Source organism: Chitinibacter tainanensis DSM 15459, from assembly GCF_000429785.1.
Lineage (GTDB): Bacteria > Pseudomonadota > Gammaproteobacteria > Burkholderiales > Chitinibacteraceae > Chitinibacter > Chitinibacter tainanensis.
Genome location: NZ_AUCN01000009.1, coordinates 591,255 through 604,196 on the forward strand (window position 1 = coordinate 591,255; position 12,942 = coordinate 604,196).

The 12,942-nt window shown below is 53.5% G+C and carries 12 protein-coding genes; 10 read left to right on the forward strand and 2 right to left on the reverse strand.

Going from position 1 to position 12,942, the window contains the following annotated elements:
- Positions 1-4 precede the first annotated feature (4 nt).
- The 8 genes from lpxA (at position 5) to G482_RS0104010 (ending at position 7,268) form a co-directional block, all read left to right on the forward strand.
- Positions 5-790 (forward strand): acyl-ACP--UDP-N-acetylglucosamine O-acyltransferase, encoded by a 786-nt coding sequence (gene lpxA, locus G482_RS0103975; protein ID WP_028448946.1) that lies wholly within the window; start codon positions 5-7, stop codon positions 788-790.
- A 3-nt stretch (positions 791-793) separates the two neighbouring features.
- Complete coding sequence (gene lpxB / locus G482_RS0103980; RefSeq protein WP_034618713.1) at positions 794-1,966, forward strand: lipid-A-disaccharide synthase; 1,173 nt, start codon at positions 794-796, stop codon at positions 1,964-1,966.
- Positions 1,966-2,538, forward strand: coding sequence for a ribonuclease HII (gene rnhB, locus G482_RS0103985; protein ID WP_034618716.1), 573 nt, complete (start codon positions 1,966-1,968; stop codon positions 2,536-2,538). Before lpxB ends, rnhB begins: the two co-directional genes overlap by 1 nt.
- 82 nt (positions 2,539-2,620) lie before the next feature.
- Complete coding sequence (motA, locus tag G482_RS0103990; RefSeq protein WP_028448949.1) at positions 2,621-3,481, forward strand: flagellar motor stator protein MotA; 861 nt, start codon at positions 2,621-2,623, stop codon at positions 3,479-3,481.
- A gap of 21 nt (positions 3,482-3,502) precedes the next feature.
- Positions 3,503-4,393, forward strand: a complete 891-nt coding sequence (motB, locus tag G482_RS17210; RefSeq protein ID WP_051258697.1) for a flagellar motor protein MotB — start codon at positions 3,503-3,505, stop codon at positions 4,391-4,393.
- 2 nt (positions 4,394-4,395) lie between these two features.
- A complete protein-coding gene (locus tag G482_RS17215; protein WP_051258698.1) occupies positions 4,396-5,124 on the forward strand; it encodes a class I SAM-dependent methyltransferase in 729 nt (242 codons plus the stop codon).
- Positions 5,112-6,488, forward strand: a complete 1,377-nt coding sequence (locus G482_RS0104005; protein ID WP_028448950.1) for an HDOD domain-containing protein — start codon at positions 5,112-5,114, stop codon at positions 6,486-6,488. The genes G482_RS17215 and G482_RS0104005 overlap by 13 nt, the downstream gene beginning before the upstream one ends.
- A 6-nt stretch (positions 6,489-6,494) precedes the next feature.
- Positions 6,495-7,268 (forward strand): TrmH family RNA methyltransferase, encoded by a 774-nt coding sequence (locus tag G482_RS0104010; RefSeq protein ID WP_028448951.1) that lies wholly within the window; start codon positions 6,495-6,497, stop codon positions 7,266-7,268.
- A gap of 65 nt (positions 7,269-7,333) precedes the next feature.
- Here G482_RS0104010 and lolD read toward each other — a convergent pair whose 3' ends face one another.
- Both lolD and G482_RS0104020 read right to left on the reverse strand, forming a co-directional pair.
- A complete protein-coding gene (gene lolD / locus G482_RS0104015; protein WP_028448952.1) occupies positions 7,334-8,032 on the reverse strand; it encodes a lipoprotein-releasing ABC transporter ATP-binding protein LolD in 699 nt (232 codons plus the stop codon).
- Positions 8,025-9,260, reverse strand: coding sequence for a lipoprotein-releasing ABC transporter permease subunit (locus tag G482_RS0104020; RefSeq protein WP_034618720.1), 1,236 nt, complete (start codon positions 9,258-9,260; stop codon positions 8,025-8,027). The genes lolD and G482_RS0104020 overlap by 8 nt, the downstream gene beginning before the upstream one ends.
- Positions 9,261-9,788: 528 nt before the next feature.
- Here G482_RS0104020 and G482_RS20805 point away from each other — a divergent pair.
- Positions 9,789-10,433, forward strand: a complete 645-nt coding sequence (locus G482_RS20805) for a TetR/AcrR family transcriptional regulator (protein ID WP_028448954.1) — start codon at positions 9,789-9,791, stop codon at positions 10,431-10,433.
- A 15-nt stretch (positions 10,434-10,448) separates the two neighbouring features.
- Complete coding sequence (locus G482_RS0104030) at positions 10,449-12,905, forward strand: acyl-CoA dehydrogenase (RefSeq protein WP_028448955.1); 2,457 nt, start codon at positions 10,449-10,451, stop codon at positions 12,903-12,905.
- Positions 12,906-12,942: the final 37 nt, after the last annotated feature.

Sequence of the window (12,942 nt, forward strand, 5' to 3'; positions counted from 1 at the left end):
GGGTATGCAGAATAACAGCTTGATTCATCCACTGGCCTTGGTTGACCCCGCGGCACAAATCGATCCAAGTGTTCGGGTTGGCCCCTTCACGACGATTGGTCCCAATGTAAAAATTGGCGCCAATACGATTATTGATTCGCATTGCAATATTGCGGGACACACAACAATTGGTGAAGGCAATCGGTTTTATTCATTTGCCGCGATCGGTTGTGAACCGCAAGACAAAAAATATGCTGGTGAACCCACCCAGCTGGTGATCGGCGATAAGAACACCTTCTTTCAAAGTGTCACTGTTTCGACTGGGACGGCTCAGGATTCAGGAGTGACTACCGTTGGCAGTCATAATTGGGTGATGGCCTATGCCCACATCGCCCATGATTGTGTGGTTGGCGATCACGTGATTCTTGCCAATGGTGCAACATTGGCTGGTCATGTGCATCTAGGTAATCACGTTATTCTGGGTGGACTCACTGCGGTTCATCAATTCTGCACGATTGGTGCCCATGCTATGGCCGGTGGCGGTTCGATTATTGTGCAGGATTTACCCCCATTTGTGATGTGCGAGGGTAATCGTGCCGTCGCACGAGCCTTCAATCTAGAGGGTATGAAGCGTCGTGGTTTCACCGAAGCAGGCATGAAAGCGGTCAAGGCCGCTTATAAGCTCTTGTATCGCAGTGGTTTGGCTTATGATGAGGCCGTCTCGCAAATCACCCTGTTGGCTGAGAGCGAACCTGCTCTCAAAGACTTCATTGACTTTTTTGCGCGTTCAAAACGCGGTATTGTTCGTTAATCTATGTCAGAGTTTCAATTCAGCCCTGGTGCGTGGCCCAAAATTGCAATTGTTGCTGGCGAGGCATCAGGCGATACCCTTGGCGCATCTTTAATTGATGAAATTAAACTGCTTTACCCAAATGCTGAATTTTGGGGGGTGGCGGGGCCGAAGATGCAATCCTACGGCGCTCGTACAATTGAGCCGCTAGAAACTCTATCGGTAGGTGGCATTGTCGAGGTTTTGAAGCATTTGCCTGAATTGCTGCGCTTACGCAAGCGCCTCGTTAAATCCTGTCTTCATGCTCGGCCCGATTTATTTATCGGGATTGATGCGCCTGATTTTAATATCGGCTTGGCGCGGCGCTTAAAAGCCCGTGGCATTAAAACAATGCATTATGTCAGCCCTTCGATCTGGGCATGGCGCCCTGAACGTATTAAAAAAATCAAGGCAGCAATTGATCATATCTTATTGTTATTGCCCTTTGAAAAAGAGATTTACGACAAAGCAGGTATTGCCTCCACTTATGTTGGCCATCCTTTGGCTGACCAAATGGCTGTGCAGATCAACGTGCCAAATGTTAGAGAAGTACTGAATTTGCCTACCGTTGGTGAAGTCGTGGCTATTTTACCGGGTAGTCGGCAGCGCGAAGTTGCCGCGCTGGCAGAGTTGTTTATCGATACCGCGCTTGTTTTGGCAGAACGCTTTCCCAAGATTACGTTTTTGGTGCCATTTGTTAGCCGTGAAACTCGGTTGATTTTTGAGCAGACGATGTGGCGAAAAGGGGCACAAGAGCTGAATTGGCGTCTTATGTTTGGCCACTCACATGAAGCGATGGTGGCTGCTGATGCAGTTTTATTGGCGTCTGGTACCGCCGCGCTTGAAGCGATGTTGGCGAAAAAGCCAACCGTTGTGGCATATCGGCTTTCCAATTTAACTTACAAGCTGGTGAAGCGGAAGTACCTACTGCCCTATGTCAGCTTGCCCAATATCGTTACGAAGCGATTTGTCATTCCAGAGTTTTTACAGGATGAAGCCACGGTAGAGAATCTAGCTCAATCGATGAGTAATTACCTTTTGGATAAGTCCCTTAGACAGCAAGTTGAGCAAGCATTCACCGATTTACACGTGGGTATGCGTTGTAATGCTGGCGCTAAAGCCGCTGCCGCAGTTTATAAAATGTTAGGTAACCGTTAATGCTCTGCGGTGTGGACGAAGCAGGCCGTGGACCATTAGCAGGCTCGGTGTTTGCTGCGGCGGTTATTTTGCCGGATGGGTTGCATATTTCGGGTCTGACCGATTCTAAAAAGCTAAGTGCTTCAAAACGCGAGGCATTGGCAGTTCAAATCAAAGCGCAGGCCGTTGCTTGGTGTGTAGCAGAGGCCTCGGTGGCTGAAATTGATGAACTTAATATTCTGCAGGCCACGATGCTGGCTATGCAACGCGCAGTGGCCGGTTTGGGGGTTTTACCGTCAAAGGTGCTGATCGACGGAAATCGTGTGCCTAAACTAGCAGTGCCCGCCGAAGCTATTGTGCAAGGCGATGCTAAAGTGCAAGCCATTTCTGCGGCCTCGGTATTAGCCAAAGTGGCCAAAGATAGCGAAGCGTTAGCGCTTGAACAGCAATTCCCCGGTTATGGCTTTGCCAAGCACAAAGGCTATGGCACCGCCGCACATCTAGCAGCACTGAATCAGCTTGGTGCCTGCCCCGCGCATCGCTCTACATTTGCGCCTGTGCGTGCAGTATTGCGACAAGGTGTCTTGTTTTAAGGGTGTAGGGCTTGTTCACTGCAATGCACAACTCTAATATGAAGATGCTGTAAAACTATAACCTCGGCAAGGGCAAAATCGGATGTTTGTAATTCTCGGTTATGTATTCATGTGTACCTGTATTCTGGGTGCATATGCATGGCATGGGGGCCACTTGGGGGTTCTATGGCAGCCATCTGAAATCGTGATCATCTTTGGTGGTGCGATCGGTGGGATGATTGCCGCTCAGGGTGGTAAAGGGATGAAAGCCTTCGTAAAGGCGCTACCCACCGTATTTAAAGGCTCTGCATACTCCAAGGCCTTTTACATGGATTTATTTGCCTGCATGTTTGAGTTGCTGGCAAAAGTTCGTAAAGAAGGTCTGATGTCGATTGAGGGTGATGTCGAAGACCCCCATGCTAGCCCCATCTTTTCCAAATACCCTAAAGTCTCGCACGATCATCATGTTACTGAGTTTATCTGCGATTACCTGCGTTTAATGGTCGGCGGGAATCTGAATCCGTTTGAAATTGAAAATCTAATGGATGTCGAAATCGATACTCACCACCATGAAGCGGAAGGTCCCGCCTCGGCGATGGCGAAGTTGGCCGATGGTTTGCCGGCATTCGGTATCGTAGCTGCGGTAATGGGGGTAGTACACGTAATGGGCTCCCTGCATCTGCCACCTTCTGAGCTGGGTAAATTGATTGGTGCCGCGCTGGTGGGGACATTTATGGGGATTTGGCTGGCCTACGGTTTCGTTGGCCCATTGGCGACGGTGCTTGAAGGCAAAAATGCTGAAATGCACCAGGTGCTGGTCACAATCAAAACGACCTTGCTCGCCAGTCTGAACGGCTACGCACCACAGGTGGCTGTTGAGTTTGGCCGTAAAGCACTAAGTTCGACCGAACGGCCATCATTCAAAGAGCTGGAAGAGTTTGTTAAAAACGCCAAAGGCAAGTAACGAGCGAAATAGGTTGCAAGCATGAGCGATGATTCCCAGCGCCCCATAGTTGTAAAAAAAATCAAAAAAGGCGGTCACGGGCACCACGGCGGGGCCTGGAAGATCGCCTATGCCGACTTTGTAACCGCAATGATGGCCTTCTTTCTGCTGATGTGGCTACTGGGCTCGGTATCGAAGGGTAATCTTAAAGGCGTATCAGATTACTTTGCGAATCCCTTGAAAGTAGCCAATGCGGGTGGTGAAGGCTCAGGTTCATCCGATAGTGTAATCCAAGGTGGCGGCAATGACCTCACCAAGCAAGCTGGCCAAGTTAAGAAAGGCGATCCCCCATCGCAGACTGAGGCCGCTAAAGATAAGCGCCGGCTGAATGAGTTGAAACAGAAATTCGAAGCCTTGATGGATAATAAAATCAAGGAAAACTCCGAGCTCGCCAAATACAAAAATCAGCTCAAACTAGATATGGTGGCGGAAGGTTTGCGCATTCAAATCGTGGATGAGCAAAATCGCCCCATGTTTAAATCGGGCAGCTCTGAGCTTGAAACCTTTGCCCACGGCATCTTGCAAGAAATCGCCCAGCTGCTCAATGAAGTGCCTAATGCAGTTTCTTTATCCGGGCATACTGATAGCAGTAAATTTGCCGGTGGTGCCGCGGGGTTTACCAATTGGGAACTCTCGTCTGAGCGCGCAAATGCCTCCCGCCGCGAATTGATTATTGGCGGTTTAGATCCGGCGAAAATTCTGCGGGTGAACGGCTATGGGGATGTCATTCCGCTGGATAAAGACAATATTTACAATCCGATCAACCGGCGCATCAGCATTGTGGTGCTCAATAAAGAGGCGGAGACCAATATCCGTGAACAAGCCGGTGATCAGGCCGAGGCACCTGGCGAAGCTGCTCCTGCGCCGCAATAAACATGCGCAATCTTCTTGCTAATCGCTGGGCGCGTTTCGTCATCATCCAGCTGATTACCTATTTGTGTTTGCTTGTATTGCTGGCTGCGCATTTGCCAAGCCTATTGGCACTCGGGTTCGCCCTGGTGGTGGCGTATTTCCTTGCCTGCCGCTATTACGCTGAACCTTGGTGGCGCTGGATACACCTGCTGTTTTTGCCGCTCATATTCATAGCCCAATTACTGGAGTTGCCAGCCTATATGTACTTGCTGGCTTTGGCGGTGAGCTGGTTTTTATTTGGAATGGCGGCGCGCACCCGAGTGCCAGTGTTTCTGAGTGAACAAGCGGTGCTGCAGACCTTGGCGCAAGAGCTGGCGCCCAATAGCCGTTTTCTGGATATAGGCGCAGGCAATGGCCGCGTGCTGGCCTTTTTGGCAAAAGAGCGCCCTGATTTACAGTTATTTGGTACCGAGATTGCCTGGCCCTTATGGTTAATTGGCAAGCTCACGTTGCCCAGTCGCGTGAAATGGTGGCGCCGGGATTATCGCCAGCTCGACCTTTCTGACTATGATTATGTGTACGCCTATCTTTCACCGGCGGTGATGGATGACGTCTGGCAACAAGCACAAGCGCAAATGCAGCCGGGTAGCTGTTTGCTCAGTAATTCATTTAGCACGGCGCATGCCGAACCAAGCCGCACTATCCCGCTTAACGACTGGAAAGATGGATCATTATTGATATGGCAACTGTAGCCGCTGCTACCAGTGCTTGGTTTGCCAAGCCACTGCCCATTATGCAAGCCTCGCGCAATCAGATTGCCGGGATGGCCAAGCGTGCTGATCGGGTCAAGCCTGCGGAGCTCGCCGATGTGGTCTTGCAAGATCCGCTGTTTACTGCGCAGTTATTACGTCTGGTGAATGATCGGGTGAAGGGGGGCTTAACTGCCGATGTCGCTTCGGTTGAGAGTGCTATCTTGCTGGTTGGGGTTGAGCCATTTCTGGAGCGTTTTAGCCGCCACGCTACACTCGAAAGTGTCTTGCTGCCGGATGGCCAGCAAGAATATGCCTTACTGCAAAAATGGGTGTTTCATGCCCAATTGCTGCGCAGAGTCGCCCGCGATCTGGCAGATCAGCGCTATGACGCCAAAGTGCATGAAGTACAGGCCGCTGCGCTATTACTCACTTTGCGCGCTATTTTGCCTTTAATGGCCAAAGTGCTCGATCCGCAGCACAGCCAGCAAGCGGTCGATATTCCGGCATTGTTACAACATTGGCAATTTCCGCCGGTGGTGATTGAGCTTGTAGGCGAAATGACCGCACCTACGCCACGCTATGTTTTGTTCAAAGCCATGATTCCGGTGCTCGAAAAGCTCGAGAGCGGCTGGTGGGATCCGGATATCCAGTCCCAGCTCGCGACAATGGCTACGGTATTGGGGCAGGAAATCGGCGAAGTTTGGAACACCTTGTGCAAATGTATCGTGCGACAAACCCGGCGGTTGCCGGCCAATGCCCCGTTTTATTCTTCAGCCCGTTGGCTGGTGATGCAGCCGGGTGAATGGCCGCAAGCTGCACAGGCGGCTGCACCGGCAAGTGCAGAGCAGGGTAAAGATATCCTAGTAGAACGCATGCAGGCGCTGCATCTGGCTGGTTTGCAAGGCGCACCGACCAATCAAGTGATGTCGCTGGCGATCCGCGCCTTGGCCGAAGGGCTGGGTTTGCGGCGGATCGCTTTTGCTTTGTTTGTGGCGGCGGAAAATAATCTGCGCATGCGCTATGTGCAGGGCGAGCATACCGAAGGTCTGCGTCAGCTGGTGATCCCCTTGCAGGAACAACATCTGTTTACCCGGTTGCTACAAAAGCCCGCTTCAATCTGGCTCAACAGCGGCAACTTGGCGCAGTATGTGCCGCTGCTGCCTATCCAGTTTAGCGAGCAGCTAGGGGCTGATCAGTTTGTGGCGATGTCGATTTTCGTGAGCGATAAGCCCGTTGGGCTGCTGTATGCCGATGCTGGTGGCAATCAGCCGGTGAGCGACTTTCAATATCAGCACTTTAAACAAATTAGTACCCTCACCAGCCGGGCTTTGGCGCATAATGCCCGCCGTCGTCATACCGCCTAATTCTGCATGGAACTGATCACCTCGGCCCAAAATGGCCAGCTCAAACAATTGGGCAAACTCATCCAATCGCGGCGCGAACGTAGTCAAACCGGCTTAATGGTGCTGGATGGTACGCATCTAGTAGCGGCTTGGCTCGACGCGGGGCATGCATTGTCTTTGCTGGTACTGAGTCAGTCGGCCCAGGCATCTGCCGAGATTGTACAGCTCGCGCAGCGGGCTACTTGTCGCATCCTGCTGGTGCCCGATGCACTGTTTGCCAAATTAAGCGACTTACCCAGCGCGACCGGGATTTTGGCTTTGACCGCCATCCCGACAACCCCTGCCGCGTTGGCGAGTGGTTTTGTCTTGGCGCTGGATGGGGTGCAAGACCCGGGCAATGTCGGGGCGATCTTGCGCACGGCCTATGCCGCCGGCGTAGAGCAGGTGTGGCTATCCGCGCAATGTGCGGATATTTGGTCGCCCAAGGTCTTGCGCGCCGGGATGGGGGCGCAGGCGGTCTTGCCTTGCGTAACACAGGCCGATTTACCGGCGCTAGTTGCCGCGTTTGACGGCAGCAAAGTGGCGACGTTGCTAGACCCTAGCGCGCGGGATTTGTACAGCAATGATTATCGCGGCTCGGTGCTACTGATGATGGGTTCGGAGGGCGCGGGCTTAAGTGCGGGCTTGGCGGGCTTGGCAACACATAAGATTTTGATTCCGATGCAGGCCGGGATTGAGTCGCTCAACGTGGGTCATGCCACCGCCATTTGCCTCTATGAGATGCGCCGGCAACGAGAATAGGGTTGGGGTATATCCTTGAGGTCTTTTATTTCTAGGATCTTCAAGTATATACCTTGGTGTGTGCCTTAATCGACTAAACGCCCATCCTGCATTTTCACCGCGCGCTGACAGCGGCTGGCCAGCTCTTGATCATGCGTAACGATCACAAAGCCGGTACCGGTGTCGCGGGCTAATTCCAGCATCAAATCAAAAATCGCGCCGGCGTTTTGGCGATCCAGATTGCCGGTGGGCTCATCCGCCAGCACGCAAGCCGGCTGGGTAACCAGGGCCCGTGCCATCGCGGCACGTTGGCGTTCGCCCCCTGATAGCTCACCAGGTTGGTGATGCAGCCGGTGGCCCAGGCCCACGCCTTCCAGCATTTGCTGCGCGGCGGCTTGCGCTTCGCGGCGCGGCAGGCGGCGAATCATGAGCGGCATGGCCACATTTTCTAGCGCGGTAAATTCAGGCAGCAAGTGATGAAACTGATACACAAAGCCCAGCGCCTGATTACGTAACTGCCCGCGAGCCGCCTCGCCCAGCACAAATGGATCTTGTCCATTCAGCAATACCTGACCGCTATCCGGCTGATCAAGCGTGCCCAGGCAATGCAGCAAGGTGGATTTGCCTGAACCCGAGGCGCCAACCAGTGCCACGACTTCGCCACGGGCGAGGCGAAAATCAATGTTATGCAGCACCGGCGTCTTCAATTTGCCACTGCGATAGCTTTTGCTGAGGCTGCTGGCCTGTAATACCCACTCGGGGTTGCTTTGGGGGTGCTTATTCATAACGCAAGGCCTCCACCGGATTCACCCGCGATGCTCGCCAGCTTGGATACAGCGTGGCCAGCAAAGACAGCAGCAGCGAAATCACGCCAATGCTGATGACATCGCCAGGAATGACTTTGCTCGGTAATTCGGTAATCAAATACACATCGGCCGAAAGAAAGCGCACGCCGAGCATGCGCTCGATGAAGGGAACGATGGTGCCAATATTTAGCGCGACCAGCACGCCACTCACCACACCAGTGAACGTGCCGATAAAGCCCGACATTGCGCCCTGCACCAGAAAGATCTTCATAATCGAGCCGGGCGCTGCGCCCAAGGTGCGCAAGATGGCAATATCAGCTTGTTTATCAGTCACCACCATCACCAGCGTTGAGACGAGATTAAAGGCTGCCACGGCCACAATCAGCGTCAAGATGATAAACATCATGCGTTTTTCGATTTCCACCGCGCGAAAATAGGTGGGGTTTTCTTGGCTCCAGTCCGCCACCATCAGCGTGGGCAGCTGCTGGCTCAGGGCTTGCGCCACGCGGCGGGCGGCAAATAAATCATCCAGTTTCACCCGCACGCCGGTTACGCCATCGCCGGTGCGATAGAGGCGCTGCGCATCTTGTAGGTGGATAAGCGCCAGATTGGCGTCATAGGGATAGTAATCGGCTTTAAACACGCCGGTAATCGTAAACTGGCGTAGGCGTGGGATCAGCCCAGCCGGGGTAACCTGGCCTTGCGGGGTAATCAGCGTCACTTTGTCACCCAAGGTCACGCCTAACTCTTGCGCCAGATTCCAGCCCAAGATTACCGAGTACTCACCGGCGCGCAGGCTGTCGGCGCTGCCGGCGACCATTTTTTGCGTCACTTCACTCACCCGGCCTTCTTGGGCGGGGTCTATGCCCCGTACCAACACTCCTTTGACTTGCGAGCCATTGGTGAATAAGCCCTGGCCCAGCACATACGGCGCGGTGCCGATCACTTGCGGGTGTTGTTGCGCGACTTGAGCGGCATTTTGCCAATCGACCAAAGCGCTGCCACCGCTACTAATCGTGATATGCGAGGCCATCCCCAAAATGCGATTGCGGACTTCTTCCTGAAAACCATTCATCACCGACAGCACAATAATCAGTGCTGCGACGCCTAGCGCGATACCGATCATTGAAACCAATGAAATAAAGGAAATAAAGCCGTTGCGGCGTTTGGTGCGGGTGTAGCGCAGGCCAATCAGAAATTCGTACATGGTGGCGGCCGTAATTCAGATGGCGCGAGTTTAGCACAGGCGGCTGGCCGGCTTGGCGCGCGCAGGGTGGCATTTTTGCGCCACGGTGTCGTGGGCTGTAACAGTTTTTTTTCAATTACCTCTCTGGCCGTTTTTGCGCTGCAAAAATTGGATGGAGAGTACACAGGTAGCTGCCAGCCTAATGCTGTACTGGTTTCGGCCTTGGCGCGTGGCAGACGAGGTGATTGTGGCTACTGTAATTGCTGCTTTGCAGCAGACTGCTTGCTCGCGTGTTGCAAGCTATATACCTGTATTGCCTTGAAATGCTTGTTTGATAAGGGCTATAGATCAATACAAGCGGGGGGTATTGGTGGCGGCGATTTTAGCTGTAGTGGTCGTCCATCATAAGTGTGGCAACTCTGTGACGGTGGCTTAAGCAATTACCCCTATTTCAGGGTTTGCTACTTGACAAGCGTGCTGGCGAGTTTTAATTTTCAAACACTCGTTTGAAATTGATTTAGATCAACTACAGGAAACCGGAGTCCCAAGATGGAAAGCAGCAAAACGCTGGATACCGCGACCCGTATTTTAAATGCGGCCGAGCTTTTGTTCATTGAACACGGTTTTGCTGGTACGTCGATGCGACAGATCACCGCAGCGGCCGAGGTCAATATCGCCGCGGTAAATTATTACTTTGGTTCCAAAGATGGGCTGTTTCAGGCGGTGTTCGAGCGTCGTGCCGAGCCTTTTGTGCGTCTGTCGCTGGGCAAGCTCACCGAGCTAGAAAAAACGCCAGCGATCAAAGATCCGATGGCGATCGCCAGTAGTTTTCTGTCGGCGGCGCTAGAAATGGGGCGCAATCCAGAGCATGGCGGCTTGGTGTTTGTGCGCCTGCTGGCCCGCAGCTATGTGGAGCCGAATTCGGTGTTGAAAGAAAAAATGCCACAACGCTATGGCGATCTAACGCGCCGCTACCAGCTGGCGCTGGAAGGGGCGCTGCCGCATCTCAGTAGCGCAGAAGTGGCCTGGCGTTTTCATTTTGTGACCAGTGCGATGTTTAACGCGTTTGCCGGTAATCATGTGTTGCGTCTGTTTATGGCGCAGCCCATGGTGAATTCGCGTGATCCGCAGCTGGTGGCGGATATGCTGTTGCCGTTTATTACTGCGGGCCTGACTGGCCCCAGCCATTTGTAAGCCAAGGAGCGCATCATGTCGGTGTTAGTGTGTGTGTTGACTGTCGTGCTGTTGTTGGGTGTGCTGGCCTATTGCCAGGCCCCCTTGTGGTTAAGCTCGCTCCTCGTGATATTGGGAACGGGCTATGCCGTCTTTACAGGCCATGCCGCTGCAGGCTGGTTGTATAGTCTGCTGGCTTTGGCCGTACTGCTGAATGTGGCGCCATTGCGCCGCTTGCTGTTGACGGGGCCGCTGTTTGGCGTGTTCCGCAAGATTACGCCGCCGATGTCGCAAACCGAGCAAGAGGCCATTGATGCTGGCACGGTGTGGTGGGATCGTGAGCTCTTTAGCGGCAAGCCCGACTTTAAAGAGCTGCATAGCTACCCAGCCCCGAAGCTCTCTGCGGAAGAAGAAGCCTTTCTGAACGGCCCGACCGAAGATTTGTGCCGCATGCTCAATGATTGGGAAATCACCCAAGAGCAAAAAGATCTTCCGCCCGCGGTGTGGCAGTTCATTAAAGAGCAGGGCTTCTTGGGCATGATTATCAAGAAGCAATATGGCGGCAAAGAGTTTTCCAATTACGCTCATGCACGAGTGGTGACCAAGATCGCCACCCGTTCAGGCAGCGCGGCCGTGACCGTGATGGTGCCCAATTCACTGGGGCCAGGCGAACTGCTGCAACACTATGGCACCGAGGCGCAGAAAAACTACTATCTGCCGCGGCTAGCCAAGGGTGAGGAAATTCCATGCTTTGCCCTTACCAGCCCAGAAGCTGGCTCGGATGCTGGCGGGATTCCTGATTATGGTGTGGTGTGCCGTGGTAGCTATACCGATCCACGTACTGGCGAGCAGCATGAAAATGTACTGGGTATTCGCCTGACCTGGGAAAAACGCTATATCACGCTGGGGCCGGTGGCCACCATTCTTGGGTTGGCGTTCAAATTGTACGACCCCGATCATCTGGTCGGCACCAAGGACGATGTGGGTATTACCTGCGCACTGATTCCCACCAATCACCAAGGCGTGAACATTGGCCGTCGTCATTATCCGGGCACTAGCACTTTCCAGAATGGCCCGAACTGGGGGAAGGACGTCTTTATCCCGATGGATTGGGTTATCGGAGGACAATCTTATATTGGCCAAGGCTGGCGCATGCTGGTGGAGTGTTTGTCAGTTGGGCGCTGTATCTCGCTGCCGGCCATGTCGGTGGCTTCGGGCAAGCTTGCCGCATACACCACTGGTGCTTATGCCCGCATCCGTAGCCAATTTGGTTTATCGATCGGTCGCTTTGAAGGGGTAGATGAAGCCCTCGGGCGGATTGGTGGCTACACCTATCAAATGGATGCTGCGCAACGTCTAGCTCTGACGGCATTGGATTTAGGTGAAAAACCTTCGGTGCTCTCCGGGATTTTGAAATATCACAATACCGAACGCATGCGCAAAACCATCAATGATGCGATGGATGTGCATGCCGGCAAAGCGGTGTGTATTGGTCCACGCAACTACTTGGCCTTGGGCTATCAGGCTGTGCCGGTCGCGATCACCGTCGAAGGCGCGAATATCCTGACGCGCAGCATGATCATCTTTGGTCAGGGCGCGATTCGCTGCCATCCCTTTGTACTCAAAGAGCTGCGCGCGGCGATGAATAAAGATCTAGCCGCATTTGATGCCGCTGTGATCGGGCATATTGGCTTTGCAATCTCGAATGCCGTGCGTGCCTGCTGGATGGGCTTGACCGGAGCGCGGCTGGTGTCTGCGCCCAAAGATGGCCCGACCGCCCAAAATTACCGCGATATTGTCCGGCTTTCCAGTGCCTTTGCCTTCCTGGCTGACCTCGGTATGGGCACCTTAGGTGGTAGCCTGAAATTCAAAGAAAAGCTCTCGGCGCGCTTGGGCGATATGCTGTCCAACCTGTATATCGCTACCGCAGCGCTGAAGAAATTCCATGATGACGGTGAGCCGAAAGAAGATCGTCCGTTTGTACGCTGGGCGGTGGAAATGGCGCTGTATGACTGCCAAGAGGCAATGAACGGCTTCTTGGCCAATCACCCCAATCGCTTGGTTGCATGGCTGGCTCGCCGCGTGGTGTTCCCGCTGGGCATGAGCATGAAAGCGCCGGCCGATCGGGTAGGCACGCGTATTGCCCGTAGCCTGATGGAGCCATCGACTGCTCGTGATCGTCTGGTGCAATACATGTATCGCCCAGCCGATGAGGCTGATTCAGTCGGGGTACTGGAATACGCCTTGCAAGCCGTGATTGAAACCGAAGGCATCGAGAGCAAATTGCGCCGGGCCGGCCGCGAAGGGCAGCTTAAAACCCTGAACAGTAGCGAGCGTTTGCAAGAAGCCCTCAGCAAAGGGCTGATTACCGAGGCCGAGTTTGCGCAAGTCAGCCGTGCCCGCCGGCTGAAACGCGAGGTGATCATGGTTGATGATTTTGATGCGCATCTACAACACGCAGACCCAGATGCGATCAAGCGAACGATTGTTTGAGCCGCGTTGCCTATATTAGCAGCGTCATCCAATTGCA

Bases quoted from the DNA above. Each gene is read 5' to 3' on its own strand.
- motB (WP_051258697.1), top strand. From the start codon at position 3,503: ATGAGCGATGATTCCCAGCGCCCCATAGTTGTAAAAAAAATCAAAAAA.
- rnhB (WP_034618716.1), top strand. From the start codon at position 1,966: ATGCTCTGCGGTGTGGACGAAGCAGGCCGTGGACCATTAGCAGGCTCG.
- G482_RS0104010 (WP_028448951.1), top strand. From the start codon at position 6,495: ATGGAACTGATCACCTCGGCCCAAAATGGCCAGCTCAAACAATTGGGC.
- G482_RS0104030 (WP_028448955.1), top strand. From the start codon at position 10,449: ATGTCGGTGTTAGTGTGTGTGTTGACTGTCGTGCTGTTGTTGGGTGTG.
- motA (WP_028448949.1), top strand. From the start codon at position 2,621: ATGTTTGTAATTCTCGGTTATGTATTCATGTGTACCTGTATTCTGGGT.
- lpxA (WP_028448946.1), top strand. From the start codon at position 5: ATGCAGAATAACAGCTTGATTCATCCACTGGCCTTGGTTGACCCCGCG.
- G482_RS17215 (WP_051258698.1), top strand. From the start codon at position 4,396: ATGCGCAATCTTCTTGCTAATCGCTGGGCGCGTTTCGTCATCATCCAG.
- lolD (WP_028448952.1), bottom strand. From the start codon at position 8,032: ATGAATAAGCACCCCCAAAGCAACCCCGAGTGGGTATTACAGGCCAGC.
- G482_RS20805 (WP_028448954.1), top strand. From the start codon at position 9,789: ATGGAAAGCAGCAAAACGCTGGATACCGCGACCCGTATTTTAAATGCG.
- G482_RS0104005 (WP_028448950.1), top strand. From the start codon at position 5,112: ATGGCAACTGTAGCCGCTGCTACCAGTGCTTGGTTTGCCAAGCCACTG.
- G482_RS0104020 (WP_034618720.1), bottom strand. From the start codon at position 9,260: ATGTACGAATTTCTGATTGGCCTGCGCTACACCCGCACCAAACGCCGC.
- lpxB (WP_034618713.1), top strand. From the start codon at position 794: ATGTCAGAGTTTCAATTCAGCCCTGGTGCGTGGCCCAAAATTGCAATT.